Origin of the sequence: Hungatella effluvii (assembly GCF_003201875.1) — a bacterium.
In the GTDB taxonomy this organism is placed as follows: Bacteria; Bacillota; Clostridia; order Lachnospirales; family Lachnospiraceae; genus Hungatella; species Hungatella effluvii.
The window spans coordinates 29,847-52,295 of the sequence record NZ_QJKD01000010.1 but is presented as its reverse complement, the minus strand read 5'-3'; the positions used below and the strand labels follow the sequence as shown (position 1 = coordinate 52,295).

18 protein-coding genes and 1 riboswitch are annotated in these 22,449 nt (G+C 49.9%); of the genes, 13 read left to right on the top strand and 5 right to left on the bottom strand.

The window, feature by feature from the left end:
* Positions 1–44 precede the first annotated feature (44 nt).
* The gene (locus DFR60_RS18280) at positions 45–932 is read left to right on the top strand and encodes a DegV family protein (RefSeq protein WP_110324193.1); all 888 of its coding nucleotides are present in this window, start codon (positions 45–47) and stop codon (positions 930–932) included.
* 24 nt (positions 933–956) lie between these two features.
* A riboswitch (TPP riboswitch) is annotated at positions 957–1,064 on the top strand.
* Between the two features lie 153 nt (positions 1,065–1,217).
* Positions 1,218–1,730 (top strand): energy coupling factor transporter S component ThiW, encoded by a 513-nt coding sequence (thiW, locus tag DFR60_RS18275; RefSeq protein ID WP_002603906.1) that lies wholly within the window; start codon positions 1,218–1,220, stop codon positions 1,728–1,730.
* 9 nt (positions 1,731–1,739) lie between these two features.
* On the opposite strand, the gene DFR60_RS18270 is transcribed toward thiW, so the two are convergent.
* Positions 1,740–2,111: a NusG domain II-containing protein gene (locus tag DFR60_RS18270; protein ID WP_110324192.1), complete on the bottom strand. Its 372-nt coding sequence runs from the start codon at positions 2,109–2,111 to the stop codon at positions 1,740–1,742.
* Positions 2,112–2,361: 250 nt separating this feature from the next.
* Between DFR60_RS18270 and DFR60_RS18265 the strand changes: the two genes are divergently transcribed.
* The 8 genes from DFR60_RS18265 to DFR60_RS18230 all read left to right on the top strand — a co-directional run bounded on the left by DFR60_RS18265 (position 2,362) and on the right by DFR60_RS18230 (position 13,028).
* Positions 2,362–4,653: an FMN-binding protein gene (locus DFR60_RS18265; RefSeq protein ID WP_110324191.1), complete on the top strand. Its 2,292-nt coding sequence runs from the start codon at positions 2,362–2,364 to the stop codon at positions 4,651–4,653.
* 275 nt (positions 4,654–4,928) lie between these two features.
* Positions 4,929–5,450, top strand: coding sequence for a Gx transporter family protein (locus tag DFR60_RS18260; RefSeq protein ID WP_110324190.1), 522 nt, complete (start codon positions 4,929–4,931; stop codon positions 5,448–5,450).
* An 87-nt stretch (positions 5,451–5,537) separates the two neighbouring features.
* Complete coding sequence (gene galT, locus DFR60_RS18255; protein WP_110324189.1) at positions 5,538–7,049, top strand: UDP-glucose--hexose-1-phosphate uridylyltransferase; 1,512 nt, start codon at positions 5,538–5,540, stop codon at positions 7,047–7,049.
* Positions 7,050–7,265: 216 nt separating this feature from the next.
* Positions 7,266–8,129: a YitT family protein gene (locus DFR60_RS18250; RefSeq protein WP_110324188.1), complete on the top strand. Its 864-nt coding sequence runs from the start codon at positions 7,266–7,268 to the stop codon at positions 8,127–8,129.
* A 170-nt stretch (positions 8,130–8,299) separates the two neighbouring features.
* The gene (locus DFR60_RS18245) at positions 8,300–9,352 is read left to right on the top strand and encodes an ABC transporter substrate-binding protein (protein ID WP_110324187.1); all 1,053 of its coding nucleotides are present in this window, start codon (positions 8,300–8,302) and stop codon (positions 9,350–9,352) included.
* Between the two features lie 171 nt (positions 9,353–9,523).
* Complete coding sequence (locus DFR60_RS18240; protein ID WP_110324186.1) at positions 9,524–10,438, top strand: ABC transporter permease; 915 nt, start codon at positions 9,524–9,526, stop codon at positions 10,436–10,438.
* Between the two features lie 2 nt (positions 10,439–10,440).
* A complete protein-coding gene (locus DFR60_RS18235) occupies positions 10,441–11,238 on the top strand; it encodes an ABC transporter ATP-binding protein (RefSeq protein WP_029466354.1) in 798 nt (265 codons plus the stop codon).
* Between the two features lie 164 nt (positions 11,239–11,402).
* Positions 11,403–13,028, top strand: a complete 1,626-nt coding sequence (locus DFR60_RS18230) for a C40 family peptidase (protein WP_110324185.1) — start codon at positions 11,403–11,405, stop codon at positions 13,026–13,028.
* Between the two features lie 159 nt (positions 13,029–13,187).
* Here the strand turns inward: DFR60_RS18230 and DFR60_RS18225 are convergent, their stop codons facing one another.
* The gene (locus DFR60_RS18225) at positions 13,188–13,862 is read right to left on the bottom strand and encodes a DUF5680 domain-containing protein (protein WP_110324184.1); all 675 of its coding nucleotides are present in this window, start codon (positions 13,860–13,862) and stop codon (positions 13,188–13,190) included.
* Positions 13,863–14,060: 198 nt separating this feature from the next.
* On the opposite strand from DFR60_RS18225, the gene DFR60_RS18220 reads away from it, so the two are divergent.
* A complete protein-coding gene (locus DFR60_RS18220) occupies positions 14,061–15,347 on the top strand; it encodes an RNA-binding domain-containing protein (protein WP_110324183.1) in 1,287 nt (428 codons plus the stop codon).
* A gap of 106 nt (positions 15,348–15,453) precedes the next feature.
* Here DFR60_RS18220 and DFR60_RS18215 read toward each other — a convergent pair whose 3' ends face one another.
* Both DFR60_RS18215 and DFR60_RS18210 read right to left on the bottom strand, forming a co-directional pair.
* Positions 15,454–17,766, bottom strand: coding sequence for a hydratase (locus tag DFR60_RS18215; protein ID WP_110324182.1), 2,313 nt, complete (start codon positions 17,764–17,766; stop codon positions 15,454–15,456).
* Between the two features lie 3 nt (positions 17,767–17,769).
* A complete protein-coding gene (locus DFR60_RS18210; RefSeq protein ID WP_110324181.1) occupies positions 17,770–19,101 on the bottom strand; it encodes a citrate synthase in 1,332 nt (443 codons plus the stop codon).
* Positions 19,102–19,463: 362 nt separating this feature from the next.
* Between DFR60_RS18210 and DFR60_RS18205 the strand changes: the two genes are divergently transcribed.
* Complete coding sequence (locus tag DFR60_RS18205; RefSeq protein ID WP_110324180.1) at positions 19,464–19,859, top strand: DUF2500 domain-containing protein; 396 nt, start codon at positions 19,464–19,466, stop codon at positions 19,857–19,859.
* A 54-nt stretch (positions 19,860–19,913) separates the two neighbouring features.
* The gene (locus DFR60_RS18200) at positions 19,914–21,071 is read left to right on the top strand and encodes a DUF2812 domain-containing protein (RefSeq protein WP_110324179.1); all 1,158 of its coding nucleotides are present in this window, start codon (positions 19,914–19,916) and stop codon (positions 21,069–21,071) included.
* Here the strand turns inward: DFR60_RS18200 and DFR60_RS18195 are convergent, their stop codons facing one another.
* Positions 21,072–22,448 (bottom strand): MATE family efflux transporter, encoded by a 1,377-nt coding sequence (locus tag DFR60_RS18195; protein WP_110324178.1) that lies wholly within the window; start codon positions 22,446–22,448, stop codon positions 21,072–21,074.
* Position 22,449: the final 1 nt, after the last annotated feature.

Genomic DNA, 22,449 nt, shown 5'->3' with positions numbered 1-22,449 from the left:
TGATAAAATGAAAAAGGCTAATCACAAAAGGAGGTGTGCGGAGTATGAATCAATTTGTATTAACATGCTGTTCCACGGCAGATATGAAGAAAACGTATTTTGACGAACGTCAGATTCCCTATGTCTGCTTCCACTACTTAATGGACGGGGTGTCCTACCCGGATGATTTGGGACAGAGCATGCCGTTTGATGAGTTTTACAACAGGATTTCAAAAGGTGCCATGCCGACTACATCACAGGTCAACGTGGCTGAGTTCCATGATTTTTTTGGAGCTATATTAAAGGAGGGAAAGGATATTCTCCATATCAGCCTTTCCTCCGGCATTTCAGGAACCTATAATTCCGCCTGCAGTGCGGTGGAAGAGCTGAAGGAAGAGTATCCGGACCGGAAGATTCTGGTGGTGGACTCCCTGGGGGCTTCTTCCGGTTACGGACTGCTGGTGGATGCGGCCGCGGATTTACGCGACCAGGGCCTTTCTCTGGAAGAGGTGTACCGGATCACGATGGAGCGGAGGCTTCACGTGCATCACTGGTTCTTTTCCACGGATTTAACCAGCTTTAAGCGGGGCGGCCGTATTTCGGCGACCTCGGCCATGCTGGGAACTGTATTAAACATATGTCCGCTGATGAATATGGATCACGAGGGACATTTGGTTCCCCGCCATAAGATCAGGACAAAGAAAAAGGCGATGCAGGAAGCGGTCCGGATGATGGAAGAGCATGCCGATGGAAAGAACGGGTACAAAGGGAAGTGCTTCATCTCCTGTTCTGCCTGCGGCGACGACGCGAGGGCCGTGGCCGATCTGGTGGAGGCGCGTTTTCCGGAGCTGAACGGCAGAGTGCTGATCAACAGCATCGGAACCGTGATCGGAGCTCATACGGGGCCGGGAACCGTGGCTCTGTTTTTCTTTGGTGATGAAAGAAAGGATTGACAAAAAAAGCTGGCAGTGATAGACTGACATACAACAGGGAGCTCGTGCGGCGGGCTGAGAGGAAGTGCTCAAACTTCGACCTATTACCTGATTTGGATAATGCCAACGTAGGGAAATATGAGATGACAGGGATATTTGCCGCCCATACCAGACGTTTGGTATGGGCGCTTTTTTTGTTTCAGGGGAAAGTTTGTAATAGGGCCGCTGAAGCGACCGTGCTCCGGCGTACGAGTCCGGCTTGCCGTACTCTTTGTATGTGACAGAAAAACACAGGAGGAACTGAAGATGAAATTCAATGTTAAGAAACTGGTAGTGAGCGGCATGCTGACCGCTCTGGCGGTGGCGCTGTCCACCTTTTCCGTGCCGATCGGGGCGTCGAAATGTTTCCCGATTCAGCACATGGTAAACGTCATGGCAGGCGTATTTCTGGGTCCGGTCTACGGTGTGGCAATCGCTTTCTGTACGTCGCTCATTAGAAACCTGATGGGGACGGGAAGCCTTCTTGCATTTCCGGGAAGCATGGTGGGAGCGCTGCTCTGCGGGCTGGCCTACCGCTGGACTGGAAAACTGACCGCCGCCTATGCGGCCGAGATCATCGGCACCGGTATAATCGGAGCGACGCTCTGTTATCCGGTTGCGGCGATTCTTATGGGAAAAGAGGTCGCCCTGTTTTTCTATGTGGCGCCATTTTTGATGAGTACGCTGTGCGGAACGGCCATCGCGGCGATTCTGATCGGCGTTCTCTGCCGTTCCGGCGCGTTTGGATACTTAAAACGCCAGGTTGCGGCAAAAGAATAGGCGGAGAAATTATTCTCCGCCGGTAATACGGGCGATCATGCGGTTGGGAAGGCAGATGATGGCTTCCCCGGTCCGCCGGATCGTCCCCTGGTTGACACAGACCTTATCCGGGCAGCTGGCCTCGGTGACATGAACCGTTCCGTCTTTGATGACGACGTGGTTCGTCCCGCCGTTCCAGCCTTCGACGGTGAGCTCTGTGTCTTTATTTAAATCAAGGGTTTGAATCACAGTTCCATCCACCGATATTTCGACTCTCATTGGTGGTTTTGAAAAAATAATCCGCGTGCCCGCATAAAGAAGCGCGGAAACTGCTAAAATAACAAGGATCAGAACGAGCTCCTTCTTCTTTTTTCTGATATGTTTATTCTCTGCACTCATCATTTTCTTTCCTGTTCTTCGTACTTTTGAACAATGCTGTGTTGAATTAGCATAATAAAGTACCAAAATCCTACATATTTTTCCAATTCTCCAGCAATTGCCCTTCATAGTATAACACAATTTCCAGAATTATACATGAAGTTATAAAAATTTTATAAAATAATCAAAATCATTAAAAAAAGCATTGCTTGAATCGTTAAGAATATGTTAAAATAAAAACAAAGTAGTAAATCGTACATTTCAGGAGGAGATCATGAATAAAGGCAGTATGGATACGAAGAAAAAGGGACTGATCGGGCTGGGTGCGCTGGTGGTTCTGGCGGGAGCAACAATACTCGGATCCGATCCGCTTTACAAAGCAATTGATGATATGGCACGTCCGGCGATCTACACGGCGGGAACGTACACGGCGTCTGCCCGCGGATACGGCGGACCCGTTACCGTAACGGTTAAGGTTTCCACAAAGGCGATCGAATCGATCGATGTAGTGGGAGAGAAAGAGACACTTCTGGATCAGGTAGTACCATCCCTTCCGGATGCAATTATTGGAAAACAGACGCTGGATATGGATGCGGTTTCAGGCGCCACACTCAGCAGCAACGCGATCATAAAAGCGGTGGAAAAGGCACTTGCCGAAGCCAGAGGCGAAGCCGTGGAAGAAGAGACAACAAAGGCAGAGGAAACAGCGACTGGCTGGAATGACGGTACATATTCCTATGAATCCCCTGAATTCGATGACAACGGATACAAGGATCAGGTGAATATGACCATCAAGGACGGCAAGATCACGGCGCTTTCCTGGGACTGCGTCGATAAAGACGGAAAACTGAAGAGCAATCTGTCCATGGATGGCCAGTACGTGATGACGGAAGACGGCCCGAAGTGGTATGAGCAGGCGGATGCAGTCGTGAAATACGTGCTGGATCATCAGTCTCTGGATGGCCTGATCAATGAAGAAGGCTATACCGACACGGTAGCTTCCGTAAGTATTAATTTATATGGATTTGTAAACGGTGTGAAGGACTGTCTGAAGCAGGCGGCCGGAGAAGCCGGAACAAAGGCCGGCTGGAACGACGGATCTTACTCTTATGAGGCACCGGAGTTCGACAGTAACGGATATAAGGATCAGGTGGCCATGACCATCAAGGGCGGCAAGATTACCTCTTTAACCTGGGACTGTGTGGATAAGGACGGAAAGCTGAAGAGCAACTTATCCATGAACGGTGAGTACGTGATGACGGAGGATGGCCCGAAGTGGCACGAGCAGGCGGATGCGGTCGTGAAATACGTGCTGGATAACCAGTCTCTGGACGGTCTGATCAATGCAGATGGCTATACCGATACGGTGGCGTCCGTAAGCATTAATTTATACGGATTTGTAAACGGTGTGAAGGACTGTCTGAAGCAGGCAGCCGGAGAAGCCGGAACGAAGGCTGGATGGAACGACGGGTCTTACACTTATGAGGCGCCGGAATTCGACAGCAACGGATATAAAGACCAGGTAGCCATGACCATCAAAGGCGGCAAGATCACAGCCCTTACCTGGGACTGCGTGGATAAGGACGGAAAACTGAAGAGCAACTTATCCATGAACGGCGAGTATGTGATGACTGAGGACGGCCCGAAGTGGCACGAGCAGGCAGATGCGGTCGTGAAATACGTGCTGGATAACCAGTCTCTCGATAACTTAATCGACGCGGATGGCTATACCGATACGGTGGCTTCCGTAAGCATCAACTTATACGGATTTGTAAACGGTGTGAAGGACTGCCTGCGTCAGGCATCTTCAGAAACCGCGGCAAAGAGCAGCTGGAACGACGGATCTTACTCCTATGAGGCACCGGAGTTCGACAGCAACGGATACAAGGATCAGGTTTCCATGACCGTGAAGGATGGAAAGATCACGGCTCTCACCTGGGACTGCGTGGATAAAGATGGAAAGAAAAAGAGCAATCTCTCCATGGACGGCGAGTACGTCATGACGGAGGACGGCCCGAAGTGGCATGAGCAGGCAGATGCAGTCGTAAAATACGTGCTGGAGAACCAGTCGCTCGATGGCCTGATCAATGAGGACGGCTATACCGATACGGTGGCGTCCGTGAGCATCAACTTATACGGCTTTACCGGCGGCGTGGAGGACTGTCTGCGCCAGTCTTCGGAAGGCGGTACAGCGGCAGCTTCCGTGAATGCGGTAAAGGATGGAAGCTACTCCTACGAATCTCCGGAATTTGACGGCAACGGCTATAAGGATCAGGTTGCCATGACGATACAGAATGGAAAGATCACGGCTCTCACCTGGGACTGTGTGGATAAGGACGGAAAGAAAAAGAGCAGCTTATCCATGAACGGCGAGTACGTGATGACAGAAGACGGCCCGAAGTGGCATGAACAGGCAGAAGCGGTTGTGGCCTACGTGCTGGATAACCAGTCTCTGGACGGTCTGATCAATGAAGATGGCTATACCGATACCATCGCTTCCGTAAGCATCAATTTATACGGATTTACAGGCGGTGTGGAAGACTGTTTGAAGCAGGCTTCCAAGTAAGCAGTGATGCGTGATTAGAATTTTAGTTACTGCTCACTCCGTGACCAGCAACACGCTGCGCGATGCACACAAACTGCAAAAACGCAGTTTGGCGCTGGCCCCCTCGGGTTTTCTGTGACTTCCGCTACGCTGCACTCACAAAAAACACCTCGCACTGGTTGGCCAGTGAAAAGTAATGAATTTTAACAATTGCCGGACTTTTCGAAGTCTGGCAATTGTATTTTATACCGGAAATATGGTAAGATGGTAGGCGGAACAAAAAAGGAGGTAAGACTATGGCAGGAAAGACGGAACAAAGCCCCGCCCATAAGACGGCGCTCTACGGCATGCTGATTGCGCTTGCCTTCGTGTTAAGCTTCGTAGAGACTCTGATCCCCATTTCCCTTGGGGTTCCGGGTGTGAAGCTGGGGCTGGCCAATCTGGTGACGGTCGTGGGTCTCTATACGGTCGGAATCGGCGGAACCGTGGCCGTTTCCATGATCCGCATCGTGCTGGTGGCGTTTACCTTTGGTAATGTCTTCAGCATGATGTACAGCCTTGGCGGCTGGGTCTTAAGCATTCTGCTGATGATCCTGTGCAAAAAGCGGGAATGGTTCAGCTCTGTGGGAATCAGCGTCATTGGCGGCGTGGGCCATAACATCGGCCAGCTGTGTGTGGCGGCGCTGGTGGTAAAGCAGGCGGGAGTCTTCGTTTATCTGCCCGTGCTTCTGATTGCAGGTACGGCCGCCGGCCTCGTGATCGGTCTGGTCGGAGGGATGATCGTGGAACGGCTTCCCCGCTTTATAAAAAAATTGTAGGAAAAACAAAGGATATCGTATTGTTTTACGCGTACCCTCAAGTTATAATAGAGGGAAACAGTCATGAAGAAAACAGGAGGGATTGGGATGATTTATGAGGCAATAAAGAAACTGGTGCAGTACGGGTTGGATACAGGACTGATTACGGAGGCTGATAAGATCTATGCCACGAACCAGATTCTTGACGTGATGCGGATGGACGAGTATGAAGAACCGGAAGGTGAGTCAGGTGAGACTGATTTGGAATCCGTTTTAAAGGAATTGCTGGATTATGCCCATGAGACGGGAGTTATGCCGGAGGACAGCATTACATACCGGGATTTATTCGATACAAAACTGATGAACTGCCTGATGCCGAGACCGGGTGAGATCGAGAAGAAATTCTGGGAGATCTATGAGGGGGAGTCACCGGAGGCAGCCACGGATTACTATTATAAACTGAGCCAGGATTCAGACTACATCAGACGGTACCGCATCAAAAAGGATATGAGATGGGTGACGCCCACGAAGTACGGCGATCTCGATATTACCGTCAACTTATCCAAGCCTGAGAAGGACCCGAAAGCCATTGCGGCCGCTAAGCTGGCAAAGCAGAGCGGTTATCCCAAGTGTCAGCTCTGTATGGAGAACGAGGGATACGCAGGAAGAACGAATCATCCCGCCCGGAACAACCACCGGATCATTCGTTTAAAAATTAACGACAGCAGGTGGGGCTTTCAGTATTCCCCATACGTATACTATAACGAGCACTGTATCGTGTTTAACGGACAGCACATTCCCATGAAGATTGAGAAGAACACCTTTGTCAAGCTGTTCGATTTCGTCAGGCTGTTCCCTCATTACTTCCTGGGCTCCAATGCGGATCTGCCGATTGTGGGCGGTTCTATCCTGTCTCATGACCATTTCCAGGGAGGCAACTATACCTTTGCCATGGCGAAGGCGCCGATCGAGAAGTATTACCAGATGGAGGAGTTTCCGGGTGTGGAAGCCGGCATCGTGAAATGGCCGATGGCTGTTTTGAGAACCCGCAGCAAGAATCCGGACGACTTAATCCGGCTGGGAGACCGGGTATTGCAGGCGTGGAGAGGCTATACGGACGAGGAAGCGTTTATTTTTGCAGAGACTGACGGGGAACCGCATAATACAATTACTCCAATTGCCAGGAAAAAGGGAGAGATGTATGAACTGGACCTGGTGCTCCGGAACAATATTACGACGGAGGAGTATCCCTTAGGCGTATACCATCCTCATCAGGAGCTTCATCACATCAAGAAGGAGAACATCGGCCTGATCGAGGTGATGGGACTGGCCGTCCTTCCTTCCAGACTGAAGGCAGAGCTAAGCCTTTTGGCCGAGTATATTCTGGAGAAAAAGGATATCCGCAGCAACGAGATGATCGAGAAGCACGCGGACTGGGTGGAAGAATTCCTGCCCCAGTATCCGGAGATCACGAAGGATACGATTGACGGGATTTTAAAGAAGGAAGTAGGCCTTGTATTCGAGCGCGTCCTTGAGGATGCGGGCGTCTACAAGTGCGACGGAGAGGGCAGGGAAGCGTTCGGACGTTTCCTCCACAGCACCGGCTTTCTGGAAGCATAAGGTGGTTTTTGCAGGCTGACCCTGCCACAGACATACTGTTGTGGCAGGGTCAGCTTGTTTGGTGTTTGTAATTGTAATACGATTGCGCTATATTCTATTGGGAATAAGAGGCGTGCCTCTCATTTACTAGCAGGGAGCGCTCTCCGTTTTTGGGAGCACTCGCGTGATAAAAGGGGGACCGGCTGGAAGAAAAGGCCGGGGCTGACAGACGAAGTCATGAAACAGATAGAAAACAAAACACTCAGAACACTGGTGGAGTATGGGATCATAACGGGCAGTATCTGGATTATGGTCATCGGAATTTATTTTTTCAAATTTCCGAATAATTTTGCTTTTGGAGGTGTCACGGGTTTTGCCACGGTAGTGAGCGCGATGACCCACTGGTCGGCAAGTCAATTTACGACCATCGTCAACATGGCGCTTTTAGTGACAGGTTTTATTTTTTTAGGGCGTGGATTTGGCGTGAAGACGGTGTACGCCAGCATCCTGATGTCATTTACCCTTTCATTTTTAGAACGGACGTGTCCGATGGTCCGTCCGCTGACCAATGAGCCTCTTCTGGAATTGATCTTTGCGATATTTCTTCCGGGAGTCGGTTCGGCGATCCTGTTTCATATCGGCGCATCCAGCGGCGGAACCGATATTCTCGCGATGATTTTGAAAAAGTATACGAGCTGCAACATCGGTACGGTGCTGCTTGTCGTGGACATGGCTGCGGTGATCATGGCGTTCTTTGTGTTCGGGCCGGAGACGGGACTGTTCTCTTCCCTCGGACTTATGGCGAAATCGCTGGTCATCGACGATGTGATCGAGAATATCAACCTCTGCAAGTGCTTCAGCATCATCTGTGATGATCCGGGACCGATCTGCGACTATATTATCAACGGCCTGAACCGGAGCGCGACGGTGTACGAGGCGCAGGGAGCGTTTACCCATCACCGGAAGACGGTGGTTCTGACCACCATGAAGCGTTCCCAGGCGTTAAAACTCAGAAATTATATCCGGCGTGTGGAGCCGAGTGCATTTATCCTGATTTCCAATTCCAGTGAAATTATTGGAAATGGTTTTTTGGCAGGGTAAAAAGTGATAAAACCATTTCTCTGTTTTCGGCATTTTTAACAAAAATCCACTTTAATGCGTTAAACACACATAATTTTAAAGCAATGAAATTGACGGGGTGGATTTTTTGTAGTATGATACCAATTAAGTTCAGATCGAACGAGATTTGTGAAGAAGAGGAGAGATTGGTTATGAAAAAAACAGCAAAAGTGGCATCACTCATCCTGGCAGGCGCCATGATGATGTCTTTAACGGCATGTGGGAGCAAGCCGGCAGAGACGACCGCGGCACCAGAGACAACGACGGCAGAGGCGGCTTCTTCCGCAGCTGACACGAAGGCAGAAGAGACGACAGCAGAGGCAGCTAAGACGGACGACGGCAAGCAGTTTAAGATCGGTGTTCTTCAGCTGGTACAGCATTCCGCGCTGGACGCGGCAAACAAGGGATTTATCCAGGCGCTTGATGACGCCGGACTTAATTATACGGTGGACCAGCAGAACGCCTCCGGCGATCAGCCGACCTGCCAGACCATCGCTAGCAAGCTGGTGAATGACGGTGACGACTTAATCCTTGCGATTGCGACTCCGGCTGCACAGGCAGTGGCCGGTGCGACAACGGATATCCCGGTTCTCCTTACAGCTGTAACCGATCCGGCAGAGTCTGATTTAGTCGCAAGCAATGACGTTCCGGGCGGCAACGTCAGCGGTACTTCCGATTTAACTCCGGTGAAGGAGCAGATCGATTTATTAAAACAGATCCTTCCGGATGCACAGACCATCGGTGTGCTTTACTGTTCAGCGGAATCCAACTCTGAGATCCAGGCTAAGATGGCGAGAGAAGCCATTGAGGCGAAGGGTATGAAGGCCATTGATTATACGGTATCCAACTCCAACGAGCTTCAGACCGTAGTTACCTCCATGGTAGGCAATGTGGACGCGATCTACGCTCCTACAGACAACACCATCGCAGCAGGCATGGCGACGGTAGCCATGGTGGCGAGTGACAACGGAATCCCGGTTATCTGCGGAGAAGAGGGCATGGTGGACGCAGGAGGTCTGGCTACATACGGAATCGACTACTTCCAGCTCGGTTACTTAACCGGCCAGCAGGCTGTCAGAATCCTGACAGAAGGCGCTGATATCTCTCAGATGCCGATCGAATACCTGCCGGCAGACAAGTGCAATCTGACTGTAAACGAAGATACGGCGGCAGCGCTTGGGATCGACGTTTCCGGTCTCAAATAAAAGAATATTTATGAACAGGCAGATGCCAGCGGCGGCAGGCATCTGTCTGTTTCTACATAAATGCTTTACATAAAGAATGCGGAAGTGTATTCTTTATGTAAGGCATTTATGAGCGTTATCACAGACGCTTAAGGAAATGCCAGAAAGATAAAGATGCGGAGGAATGGTTCAATGAACGGTTTACTGGTATCCCTTCAGGATGCGGTAGTACAGGGAGTCTTATGGGGAATTATGGTACTGGGTGTCTACATCACCTACAAGCTTTTGGACATTGCCGATTTGACGGTGGATGGAAGCTTTGCTTTGGGCGGCTGTGTCTGCGCCGTCATGGTATTGAACAGAGGGATGGATCCCTGGGCCGCACTGATTGTGGCAGCAGCAGCGGGCATGGCGGCAGGAGCGGTGACAGGATTCTTACATACAGTGTTTGAGATACCGGCGATTCTCGCGGGAATTTTGACGCAGATCGGATTATGGTCCATCAATCTGCGGATCATGGGAGGCAAGAGCAATGTGCCTCTGTTAAAGACCGACACAATTTTCTCCAAGATCATCGGATGGACAGGGATCAATAAACAGATCGCTTCCCTTCTCATAGGAATCGGAGTTGCGATCGTAATGATTGCCTTTCTGTACTGGTTCTTCGGTACGGAGATCGGAAGCGCTATGCGTGCGACCGGCAACAACGAGGCCATGATCCGGGCGCAGGGCGTGAATACGAACTGGACCAAGCTGCTGGCGCTGACCATCAGCAACGGCCTTGTAGGTTTATCAGGCGGACTCGTATGCCAGAGCCAGAAGTATGCAGACATCGGCATGGGAACAGGCGCCATTGTCATCGGTCTGGCGGCTATCGTTATTGGGGAGGTGCTTATGGGACGTCTTCGTTCCTTCGGCAGCAAGCTGACCTCGGCTGTGGTAGGCTCTGTCATTTACTTCGTCATCCGTGCGGTGGTACTGAGGATGGGCATGAATGCCAACGATATGAAGCTGCTTTCCGCGGTGATTGTGGCGGTTGCCCTCTGTGTCCCTGTCGTGGTGAGAAAATGGCGGCTTAAGAAGGCTTACACGGAAGGGGGAGAATAATTATGCTGGATATTCAGAATGTCAGAAAGACTTTTAATAAGAATACGATCAACGAGAAAAAAGCGTTAAACGGCATCAACCTTCATCTGGATGAAGGTGATTTTGTAACAGTGATCGGCGGCAACGGCGCGGGGAAATCCACGATGCTCAATATGATTGCGGGGGTATACCCTATCGACTCCGGCAAGATCGAGATCGACGGCGTCAACATTTCCAGGGAACCGGAGTATAAGCGCGCCCGCTACATTGGCAGAGTCTTCCAGGATCCCATGATGGGAACGGCGGCCGGCATGGAGATTCAGGAGAACATGGCTCTCGCATTCCGGCGGGGCAAGACGCGCGGCCTGGGCTGGGGAATCAAGGCCAACGAGAAGGATTTCTACCACGATGCCTTATTGAAGCTGGGGCTGGGACTCCAGACCCGCATGACCAACAAGGTAGGTCTGTTGTCTGGCGGTCAGAGACAGGCGCTGACGCTTCTGATGGCGACGCTTCAGAAACCGAAGCTGCTTCTGCTTGACGAGCACACCGCGGCCCTGGATCCGAAGACGGCGAAAAAGGTGCTGGAGATCACGCAGGAGATCGTGGAAGAGCAGAATCTGACGACTCTGATGATCACCCATAACATGAAGGATGCCATCTCCATCGGCAACCGCCTCATCATGATGCATGAAGGCCGCATTATCTATGATATTTCCGGGGAAGAGAAGAGGAACCTGGAGGTGGAAGACCTCTTAAAGAAATTCGAGGAAGCAAGCGGCGAAGAGTTTGCAAATGACCGAATGATCCTGGCGAAGTAGCATCGTATACATATTTATGTCACAGAATCGTTACATAATCTTAATAATTATTTATTCTTTCTATATCGCAATAACCGACAAATTATGCTATACTAAAACGGATAGGCTCGTAGTCTGACTTGACTGTTTCAAGCCAAAAACGATGATGGAGTGAATATTACACAATGGAAAACAAAAGCGATAAAAGTGACAAAAAAGATTACATCGTTCATCTGAACAAAGCCAGAAAGAAGCGTAATAAGAATGATTTCGAGAGGTATATCATTCTGGCAGCGATAGCGGTTGTGGTGATTGTAATCCTCCTGTTTGCCGGGAAGGCCATAGCAAAGCGCGTATCGGCAGGGGCGGAAAAGACGACTGCAGCAACAGAGACAGAGAGCCAGGCGGAAGACCCGGGGCAGTTGAAGATTGCGGCGAAGGAAGCCGAGGAGTCTGAGGCGGAAGCACAGGCAAAGAAGACGGAAGAGGAAAAAAAGGTGGTTGTCGATTCTTATAAGAACCTCGGAATCGTTCAGGTTTCCGGATATTTGAACGTGAGAAAAGAACCGAATACCTCAGCGGATATTGTCGGAAAGCTGATGGGAGACAGCGCCTGTGAGATATTAGACAGTACCCAGGAAGGCTGGTATAAGATTTCTTCCGGCGGTATCGAGGGATATATTGATTCCCAGTATGTCCTGACAGGTGATGAGGCGAAGACGAAAGCCTATGAGCTCGTAGCACTGCGGGCGATCGTGCAGGTTGACAACTTAAATATCAGAAAAGAGGCCAATACCACATCGGATGTCGTGGGACAGGGCCTTATAAACGAGCGGTATGAGGTCGTCGATCAGGTCGATGGCTGGGTTCAGATTCCGTCCGGCTATATGTCGGCTGATTACGTCAAGCTGGAGTATGCGTTAAACGAGGCCAGAAAGCTGGATCTGAAGGCCATGATCTTCAATATGTACAAGAACATCGGTATCTCGGATGTGGATAACTACTTAAACGTCAGGGAGGAGCCCAGCGAGGAGGGCAAGGTGATCGCCAAGATGCCGAGCAAGGCGGCGGGCAACATTCTCGAGACGACGGATAACGGCTGGTATAAAATTCAGTCCGGTAAGATCACCGGCTACGTGAAATCCGATTATATTCTGACCGGACAGGCGGCCAAGGATGAGGCGCTTAAGGTCGCTGAGCTGATGGCCATTGTGAACACGGACATGCTGAACGCCCGGTCGGAGCCGTCCACCGAGTCCAAGATCTGGACCCAGATCTCGAATAACGAGAAGTATCCGGTATTGAAACAGATTGACGGCTGGGTAGAGATCGAGCTGGAGGAGGACAGCAACGCTTACGTGGCATCGGATTACGTCGATGTAAGATACGCGCTGCCTGAGGCGATCAAGTTCTCACCGCTGGAGGAAAAGGCCAACGCGGCAGCTTCTCTCAGGACCCAGATTGTAAACTACGCACTGCAGTTCCTGGGCAATCCCTACGTATGGGGCGGCACCAGCCTGACTAAGGGTGCGGACTGTTCCGGATTTACACTCTCCGTATTTGGTCATTTTGGCATCAGCCTTCCGCACTATTCCGGTTCGCAGGCGAATATGGGAAAAGCCGTGAAGTCCAGCGAGATGCGTCCGGGAGATCTCGTATTCTATGCGAACAGTAAAGGAACCATCAATCATGTGGGAATCTATATCGGCAACGGTCAGATCGTCAACGCGGCCAGCCGGAGAAGTGGTATTAAGATCTCGACATGGAACTACAGAACACCAGTGAGAATCAGGAATATACTGGGAGATTAAAAAACTGGATTGAAAAGTCGGAAGAGAGCATGAGCAGAAAACCATTTATGGTTCTGCTCATGCTCCTTGTTTTTTTATCTGATTTATCTGGACTTTCTTATTCGCATTTCCATAAGATTCCAATCCTTTGTAAGCGGTCCTTTAGAGCTGTAAAATGACTCAGGAGAGTCTGCCTCCGTGGAAGAAACACGTGTAGATTCTGACCTCCCGGCAGTAGATGGCCTCTTCCCCCTGAAACTGGCCGAGGGTACCCTGTGTCCGGCAGACATAGGTAAAATCCTCGTTCCGGAAGTATTCCGGGCCGCGGAGGGGAAGTTCGGCTGGAACCTGTGACAGAGCTTCCTTTAAGAAGGCACTGTAAAAGGTCTCGTCCAGCGATACGCCATAGTAATTGAGCGCCCAGACGGGAGTGTCCCTGATCCACACGGCTTCCTCTCCCGTGAAATTCCGGCTTCCCAGATAGGTGTCGATGTAGAGATAATCCTGTTCGGAGTATCGAAAATCGTGAGACTGGGGGCGTGAAGGAGGCGCGGTGTTCTGACCGGAGGCGTAGGTGCGCTGTTTAGCCCGCATAAGAAAGCGGCGAAGCGCCTTTTCAGACGCAGGGTCCGGGTCTAAAAGGGCTGGGGCGCATTCCTCCTCCTGCCTGATGAGGCGGTCGATGGAAACGCCGAAGAGTTCACTGAGACGGACCAGATTGGGAAAATCGGGAAATGCCTGGCCGTTTTCCCATTTGGTCACGGCCTGACGGGAGACGTCCAGGTGTCCGGCCAGCTCTTCCTGGGAAAGCTTTCGGCTGGCGCGCAGGTGTTGTAGTTTTTCGTTGAAATTCATGTGGTTCCTCCTTTTGCTGCTATGTATGATCATACAGGATTATGGGGAAGAATGCAAACACCCTGTGGTGGCAGGCCCTGCAACTGTGGGTTGCGGATTATTGAGAAACAGGGATTTGTGGCTGAAAGAAAAGGTATCTTGCATTCTATCACTTGTTGTGTTAGAATGGTGATAGAACGTGATAGAAAGAGTGATAATATGGAATTGTATGAAAGCGAAATTATTGAGTTAAAAGAAATCTATACTACTGATTTGAAGAAAGAAATTGTTTCTTTTGCAAATACAAACGGCGGAACGATCTATATTGGTGTGCAGGACAATGGAACGATTGTTGGCGTTGATCATGCTGATTTTGTAATACAGCAAATTGCAAATTCAATAAGAGATAGTATCAGACCAGATATCTCTATGTTTACAAGCATTGAACTGTTAAAAGACGAAAACAAATCGTATATAAAAGTGACAGTGGATTCAGGCACGAAAAAACCATATTATCTTTCCGACAAAGGATTGAAACCAACCGGTGTATATGTCAGACGCGGTACAACTTCCGCTCCGGCATCGGAAGATGCGATTCGCATGATGATAAAGATGACGGATGGCGATTCATTTGAAACAAACCGCTCATTAATTCAGGAGTTGACGTTCAACAGTTTAAGTAAGGAGATGGAGAGAAGAAAACTGGAGTTTACAGGGGTGCAGATGAAGAATCTGGGAATTCTTTCGTCTGATGGTATTTTCACAAATATGGGCCTGCTTGTTTCGGATCAGTGCAGGCATTCTATAAAATTTGCTGTTTTTCAGGGTACAGACAAATTAGTCTTTAAAGACAGGAAAGAATTTACGGGCTCGCTTTTTGAACAGTTGGCAGAGGTATACAAAACCATCGATTTTTATAATGGAACAATGGCCAGTTTCCATGATTTACTACGTACGGACGAAAGAGATTATCCGGAAGATGCTGTTCGGGAAGCATTATTGAATGCAATTGTCCATAGAGATTATTCTTTTAGTGGAAGCACCTTTATTAATTTGTATTCTGACCGGCTGGAATTTATATCTTTAGGGGGCTTGGTGCCCGGTTTGTCATTGGAAGCGGCTATGCTCGGCGCTTCCCAGTCAAGAAATGAAAAGCTGGCAAATTTATTTTATAGAATGAAATTAATTGAAGCGTATGGTACGGGGATCAGCAAGATTATAAGCTGCTATAAGGGGAAGTCTGAACAACCTGTATTTGAAAGTGTGGAAGGTGCTTTTCAAGTGATTCTTCCCAATGTACATGCACGGAATTTAAGTATGGAAGATGCAAAGTATTTGCCAATCCTTCAGTTGTTTGAATATAAAAAAGAAATTACACGTTCTGATGTTGAAACAGTTTTAGGTAGTGGAACTACGCATGCAATTAACATAGTAAAAGAAATGCTTGATAAAAGCTTAATTGAAAAAGTTGGAAATGGCAGACTGACAAGATATGTAAGGAAATAAACTACGCAGATTATTGAGAAATAGGGATAAAAGAAAAGCTTTTATTAACAAGTTTCAGCCGGAGGCTGTGTTAATAAAAGCTTTTTTATGAGTCTGTTTAAGGAATCTAATTCTCGCTGTGGCGGTTGCGATTATAGTTAATCAGACAGCCGGCTTTTACAATCTCTTTTTCCTCGCTGGTCATCTCCGCAATATGGAGCTTGATCTCGTGAATCGGATTGCCCTCTTCATTCTTAATGACATAGGCCGGTATATGCTGCATATCGCCTTCTAAGGCGGCGCGGACACCCGGAACGTAGATGAAATCATCGATGTCGAAGGATGGCTCCTCATCCAGAAGGAATGGCAGCATGCCCCAGTTAATCACGTTGGAGCGGTAGCGCTTGGTCGCGTATTCGTTTGCGATATTAGCGAGGCCGCCGAGAACTCTCTGGCAGCTGGCCGCCTGCTCACGTGCGGAGCCGTCGCCAGGTTTTACTGCATAGATCATGCTTCCGATCTCGGTTTCTCTGGCTCTTAATTCCGGCTGATCCAAATAAATACGAAGGGCATTGAACGCTGCTTCCATCTCCGGATCCGGTTTTAACGGACAAGCGCCGGTCTTGCGAACCGCCTCCAGTTCATTGACCTTCTTGGAACGGCCGACATACTCCGGATCGCGTCTGGAAAGCGTGAACTCTGCCAGACCCAGCGGGTTAGAGCGGTAGGATGAGGTCTCTCCGGAAGGAATCAGTTCATCCGTCGTGGTGACAGGGTCCATGATCTTAGAGCAGACTCTCAGGATAATATTATCAGTCAGGGCGCTCATGGCTGGCCAGTCTTTGATATTCGGTCCGTAGATCAGTTCTGCCTCCGGATCTGCCTTTCCATAACCCTGATAAACTCTTCTTTCATAGGAGGTGCTGTCGAATTCATAAGCAGGTACTGTATAATCGTCAGCAATGGTTTCCGCCGAGGTTAAGTAGCCTCCGTTTGCCGCGGTGGCTGCGATCGAGCGGGCATCCATCAAGGCGACGCAGGAGATCTGGCCGTTACCCGGCTTGGAGCCTTCACGGTTCGGGAAGTTTCTCGTGGTATGGCGGATGCTCAGTGTGTTGTTTGCCGGAGTGTCGCCTGCGCCGAAGCACGGTCCGCAGAACGCAGTACGGATGGTAGCGCCGGCAGCCATCAGCTCTGTAACGGCTCCCTTCTTTACCAGATCCATATATACCGACTGTGAGGACGGATAAACGGACAGGTTGAAGATATCGTTTCCGCAGTCCTTGCCGGACAGGATATGTGCGGCCGTCATGACGTTGGAATAGTTGCCGCCTGCACAGCCTGCGATGACGCCCTGCTGTACCAGGAGCTTCCCGTCCACAATCTTATCGGTCAGGGATAAATGAACATTCGGATTGCCGAGAATATGGTCGGCTTCCTTTTCCACGGTTCTTAAAATATCGCCCAGGTTTGCATTCAGTTCGTCAATCTCGTAGGTGTTGCTCGGATGGAATGGAAGAGCGATCATCGGCTTAACGGTGCTTAAATCGATGGATACGACGCCGTCATAATAGGCGACATCCGCCGGGTTCAGCTCTTTATAAGCGTCCTCTCTGCCGTGCATCTTTAAGTAGTCCCTCGTGTCCTCGTCTGTTTTCCAGATGGAGGAGAGACAGGTGGTCTCCGTGGTCATGACATCGACTCCGTTCCGATAATCGGTATCCATGGAGGCGATACCCGGGCCTACGAATTCCATAACTTTGTTTTTTACGTAACCGTTTTTAAATACGGCGCCTACGATGGCCAGTGCCACGTCGTGCGGACCGACGCCCGGGCCCGGTTTTCCTGTCAGATATATCGCTACGACGCCGGGATAGGTGACGTCATATGTATCACGAAGCAGCTGCTTCACCAGCTCGCCGCCGCCTTCGCCTACCGCCATGGTACCCAGGGCTCCGTAACGGGTATGGCTGTCGGATCCGAGGATCATGCGTCCGCAGCCTGCCATCATTTCACGCATATACTGGTGAATGACTGCGATGTGAGGCGGTACGAAGATTCCGCCGTATTTCTTCGCGGCTGACAGTCCAAAAATGTGGTCGTCTTCATTGATGGTACCGCCTACCGCACACAGGGAGTTGTGGCAGTTTGTCATGACATAGGGAATCGGAAACTCGGTGAGGCCTGACGCCCTTGCGGTCTGAATAATTCCGACAAACGTAATGTCATGGGATGCCATGGAATCGAAGCGCAGCTTCAGATGATCCATATTGTCCGCAGTGTTATGTTCCTTCAGGATCGAATAGGCAATCGTGCCCTTTTTCGCCTCTTCTTTTGTTACGTTCTTTCCTGTCAGAGCGACAAGCTTTTCGGCTTCCTGTTCCGGTACCAGTTCCGTACCGTTTACCAGGAAAGCACCTCCATCATACAATTTAACCATATGCTATCTTTCCTCTCTCTTCTTGTAAGGTGTTGCTTCACCAACGTATTTGAACGCCGGACGCATGATCTTTCCATCATACATCTTATTCTCGATATTGTGCGCCAGCCAGCCTGCCATACGTGCGCAGACGAAGAGCGGCGTGTACATATCTTCCGGTATCTGTAACATATTATAAGCGAATCCGCTGTAGAAGTCCACATTGTTTGAGAGAGTTTTTCCATTTCCGGCGAGAGTTTCTTTGGCAACTTTTTCAAATCTTGTCAGGAATTCGTATTCATCTTCACGTTTTTTCTGCTTTGCCAGCTTCTCGCAGCAGGTTTTTAATAAGTCGGCACGCGGATCGGAAACTGTGTAGACGGCATGGCCGAGACCGTATACGAGGCCGGTATTATCATAAAATTCTTTGTCAAGAATTCGCTTAATCACCTGTTTGATCTGTGCATCGGTGGCCTTTAAGCCAATTTCCTTTTCGATGGCGGAGATCATCTCACTGCAGCGGATGTTGGCGCCGCCGTGCTTCGGTCCCTTTAAAGAGCCGATGGATGCGGAGATCGAGGAGTAGATGTCGGTTCCTGTGGAGGAGATGACGACATTTGTAAAGGTAGAGTTGTTTCCACCGCCGTGATCCGCGTGAATCATCAGCATGACGTCAAGTAAGTCTGCCTCCTGCTCGGTGAAGGTGCCGTCGCGGCGCAGCATATAGAGTATGTTCTCCGCGATGGAGTATTCCTCCTTTGGATAGTGGATGATCAGGCTTTCTCTGTCATAGTAGTGAATCTTGCTCTGATAGGCGTAGGCGGCCATGGAAGGTAGCTTAGCCAGAATGCTGATTCCCTTTAATAACGTCTGGTATGGGTCCACGTTGTCGGGATCTTCATCATAATTATAGAGAGAAAGGATACTCTGCTGCAGGCTGTTCATTAAATTGCGGGATGGGGAACGAAGCAGATTCTTCTCCAGAAACTCATCGGGAAGCGGATAAAAATGACGGAGAATTCCGGAAAACTCGTTCAGCTCTTTCCTGGAGGGAAGGTATCCGAATAACAGAAGAAATGTGGTTTCTTCAAAGCCGTACCGTGCATTTCCTTTTCCCTTTACCAGATCGCCGATTTCGATTCCGCGGTAGAAAAGCTTACCGGGTACATTGACCTTTTTTCCATCCTGAATCTCATAGCCGACAACGTCGGATACACGCGTCAAGCCGACCCTGACTCCGGTGCCATCCTCGTTGCGGAGACCCTTTTTTACGTTGTGTTCCTTGAATAAATGATTTGGAATATCCGTATAGTTTGAGGATTTACCAAATGTCTGTGCGATGAAGAAGTTATTCATGCGATATTCTCTCCTTTTCCTTTAGATTCAGTCACGGCCTGCATAATTTTGCAGAAAAGCAGCGCGAAGTGATCTCCACGCTGCCCCCATTGGCATTACTGAAGTGACCGTTTTTATATTGTTCAGTAGTTTACCATGGAAAAGTATCAAAGTCAATACCTTGTTATAATCACAATCAAAATATTGTGATACGTACAAGATATGTTTGTATTAACCATACAAATGTGTGCGATAGACGGCCTTAATTTTTAGAAATAAAAATGAATCAATAATATTAAGGAAAAAGAAAGGAAAAGATTCTGACAACATACTATAATAGAAAGAAAAGAGTGGTAACAGCCACAGGGAAAAGGAGCGGCGTCATGTACAGTGATTTTGGCTTTTACGGAGGTTTTACGCAGTTATTTCCGATTTTATTCGGAGTTATATTTTTGATCGTGGCAGTAATGATCGTAGTTACCCTGATTCGGGGGATCTCGCAGTGGAATTCCAATAACCACTCTCCGGTATTGACTGTGGAGGCGTTGGTGACTTCCAAGCGTCAGGAGGTTTCGCACCGGCACAGCAATCAGAACACGATGGATATTTATTCAAATTTTACGTCTTATTATGCAACGTTTCAGGTCGAGAGCGGCGACCGCATGGAGCTGGGCGTATCGGGAACGGAGTATGGGATGCTGGCGGAAGGCGATATGGGCAGGCTTACCTTTCAGGGAACGAGGTATCTCAGTTTTGAGAGGGGATCGCTGGAGCCCTAGAGAGGGATTCGAGAGAAGGATTGGGCGCACGCGGCGCTGACAGGAGGATAAGAGATGGAAAAACGAAAAAGAACGATCAGGAAGTTGATGCCGGTCAGTCCTTATAACAGCGCCGGACTGGAACTCTGGTTTTCGGAGCTGGCCAGCCAGGGGCTGTTTGTCAGTAAAACCGGGTATTATTTTGCAAATTTTCAAAGAAAAGAGCCGAGAAGCCTTGTCTATAAGCTGGAGCCCTGCGACCAGTACCGGGATGAGCATGAAAAGGAATTGACGGGACAGTACCGTCTGGCAGGGTGGGAAGCAGTCGGTGATGTGTGGCGGAAGTATTTGATATTTTCGACCGTTAAAGATGTGGCTGTAAGTCCGGAGATTTCCGGAGAAATACGAAGCGCAGGGGAGCTATCCCTGAAGAAAACAGGCCATGGCTGCCTTCTGACGTGCGCCATGGATGTCGTACTGATGGCTCTCTGGTGCTGGATGATCCTGGGTCGATTTGGCTTCTGGTATACGACCACCATGGCGACGCCTTTCCTGCTCTGCGCCCTGATGGTCTTTATGTTTGGTATAAATATCTTCTGGAGAATGTCTGATTATATACAGATTCGGAAATATTTAAAGGGAACAAAATGTGACGTACATCTGCCAGAACGCAATTGTCAAACACGCCCTGGCATAGGACGGGCCAGATCGATCTGTTCAGCAGTCGCGGTAACCTGCATCTGCCTCGTGTTTATATGGGCGGGAGAGCAGAAGTCCTGGCAGAAGGAATTGAGTGAGGCTTATACCAGTCTTCCGGTTCCGCCCATTACGGCGGTCTCACCAGAGAACAGTCCCATAAGCGGAACTGTTACCTATCATTCTTCCATCGTCGCTCCGGTACAGTTTCAGATCGTCCAGGACGGACCGGATGCCCAGATGCTTCGTATGGATTATATGGAACTCCGCTTTCCCAGGCTGGTGAAGCCGGTCTTAAGGAACATGATGAAGGATCAGCTGCAGTGGAGCAGCGCTGATCCGGAGGCGGTTTCTTCCGTGCTGTTTGAAACCGCCTATGTGGCCGTAATAAACGACAGCATGCATTATCTCTTCGTCTCCGATGGGCAGAAGGTAGCCTCTGTGTGCTATATCGGCCCGGGCTATACAGACGAGTTTTTAAAGATCATTCACGACGCCATGGAGACGTGGACGCAGCCGGAGCTGTTTTTACAGTAATCAGCTGTTTCCCTTCATATTTCTGGAAGCTGTCCGTTTCATGGAGCGGATCGAAAGAACGCATATTAATATAGTAAGAACATCGGCCGCGGGCTGGGCAAAATAGATGCCGGTCACGCCCAGAAGCCTCGGCAGAATCAGGATAAAGGGCACGTAAAAGAGACCCTGGCGGATCATGGAAAGGAAGAGGCCGAACCTTGAGGCGCCGATGGTCTGAAAGGTGATGGTCATCATATAGCAGAGCCCAAACGCCGGATATAAGGCAACCTGGGATATCAGCAGCCGGGAACCGTATTCGATCACGGCGGGATTGCTGTTGAATAGCCGGATGAACGGCCGTGACAGCGCGATATAGACCGCGGCCACCACGATTGTCAGCAGCAGGGAGGCGGTGAGGGAGAAACGGACAGACTCATGAAAACGGTCTTCGTTCTTCGCGCCGAAGGCATAGGAAGCGACCGGTTGATATCCCTGCATAAATCCCATGATGACGTAGCAGCCGATGAGAATCAGACGCTGGACGACACCGTAGGCCGCAATGATTAAATCGGCGTCCGGCATGGGCTTTGCGGCGATATTGGTCAGCGAGGTGGCCGCTGCAAGACAGATCTGAATGACCGCTGAAGGAATTCCGATCAGTGTGACCGTTTTTATCATGTGAAAGTCGGGCTTAAAATAGTGCGGCTTAATTTTAATGATGGAGCGGCCGCCCAAATAGAACCACAGCAGGATGAAAAATGTGACAAACTGAGATACCGTTGTGGCCAGGGAGGCTCCCTGCACACCCAGGCCCAAGCCCCAGTCGAACATGAAAACGGGGTCCAGAACCACATTTAAGGCGGCGCCTGTGATGACGGCTATGGAAGAAATTTTGACGGAAGATTCCGCCCTGGCGGCACAGTTTAAGCTTTGGGCCGGCAGATTGGCCAGCGCGGCGATAAACATCCAGAACGCGTAGTCCTTAGCCTGGGGCAGAACCGCTTCCGAGGCGCCGAAGGAACGGAGCAGCGGTTCCATAAAGAAGAGCCCGCCGACGCAGAGAATCATACCGATGACTACCGACAGGGCGACGATGGTTGTCACCGTAATGCCCGCTCCCTCCTGATCCTTCGCACCCAGCTGACGGCCTGCCAGCACGGCGGCGCCGGCGGAAAAGATGTTTTCAACCGAAACCATGATCAGAAGCAGGGGCAGCGTCACGCCGACGGCGGCCAGTGCCGTGTCGGAATGCAGCATGCCGATGTAAGCGGTATCGACGATATTATAGACCGCCTTTGCTAAAAGGGCCAGAGTGGCGGGCACCGCCAGCTTGATGATGGCCTTCGAAGGCTTCATTTCTCCCAAAACAGATGCATTCGCTGTTTTTTGAATGTCCATT

What these genes read in the sequence shown, in the direction of transcription:
- DFR60_RS18280 (WP_110324193.1), top strand. Translation starts at nt 45, where the DNA reads ATGAATCAATTTGTATTAACATGCTGTTCCACGGCAGATATGAAGAAA.
- thiW (WP_002603906.1), top strand. Translation starts at nt 1,218, where the DNA reads ATGAAATTCAATGTTAAGAAACTGGTAGTGAGCGGCATGCTGACCGCT.
- DFR60_RS18270 (WP_110324192.1), bottom strand. Translation starts at nt 2,111, where the DNA reads ATGATGAGTGCAGAGAATAAACATATCAGAAAAAAGAAGAAGGAGCTC.
- DFR60_RS18265 (WP_110324191.1), top strand. Translation starts at nt 2,362, where the DNA reads ATGAATAAAGGCAGTATGGATACGAAGAAAAAGGGACTGATCGGGCTG.
- DFR60_RS18260 (WP_110324190.1), top strand. Translation starts at nt 4,929, where the DNA reads ATGGCAGGAAAGACGGAACAAAGCCCCGCCCATAAGACGGCGCTCTAC.
- galT (WP_110324189.1), top strand. Translation starts at nt 5,538, where the DNA reads ATGATTTATGAGGCAATAAAGAAACTGGTGCAGTACGGGTTGGATACA.
- DFR60_RS18250 (WP_110324188.1), top strand. Translation starts at nt 7,266, where the DNA reads ATGAAACAGATAGAAAACAAAACACTCAGAACACTGGTGGAGTATGGG.
- DFR60_RS18245 (WP_110324187.1), top strand. Translation starts at nt 8,300, where the DNA reads ATGAAAAAAACAGCAAAAGTGGCATCACTCATCCTGGCAGGCGCCATG.
- DFR60_RS18240 (WP_110324186.1), top strand. Translation starts at nt 9,524, where the DNA reads ATGAACGGTTTACTGGTATCCCTTCAGGATGCGGTAGTACAGGGAGTC.
- DFR60_RS18235 (WP_029466354.1), top strand. Translation starts at nt 10,441, where the DNA reads ATGCTGGATATTCAGAATGTCAGAAAGACTTTTAATAAGAATACGATC.
- DFR60_RS18230 (WP_110324185.1), top strand. Translation starts at nt 11,403, where the DNA reads ATGGAAAACAAAAGCGATAAAAGTGACAAAAAAGATTACATCGTTCAT.
- DFR60_RS18225 (WP_110324184.1), bottom strand. Translation starts at nt 13,862, where the DNA reads ATGAATTTCAACGAAAAACTACAACACCTGCGCGCCAGCCGAAAGCTT.
- DFR60_RS18220 (WP_110324183.1), top strand. Translation starts at nt 14,061, where the DNA reads ATGGAATTGTATGAAAGCGAAATTATTGAGTTAAAAGAAATCTATACT.
- DFR60_RS18215 (WP_110324182.1), bottom strand. Translation starts at nt 17,766, where the DNA reads ATGGTTAAATTGTATGATGGAGGTGCTTTCCTGGTAAACGGTACGGAA.
- DFR60_RS18210 (WP_110324181.1), bottom strand. Translation starts at nt 19,101, where the DNA reads ATGAATAACTTCTTCATCGCACAGACATTTGGTAAATCCTCAAACTAT.
- DFR60_RS18205 (WP_110324180.1), top strand. Translation starts at nt 19,464, where the DNA reads ATGTACAGTGATTTTGGCTTTTACGGAGGTTTTACGCAGTTATTTCCG.
- DFR60_RS18200 (WP_110324179.1), top strand. Translation starts at nt 19,914, where the DNA reads ATGGAAAAACGAAAAAGAACGATCAGGAAGTTGATGCCGGTCAGTCCT.
- DFR60_RS18195 (WP_110324178.1), bottom strand. Translation starts at nt 22,448, where the DNA reads ATGGACATTCAAAAAACAGCGAATGCATCTGTTTTGGGAGAAATGAAG.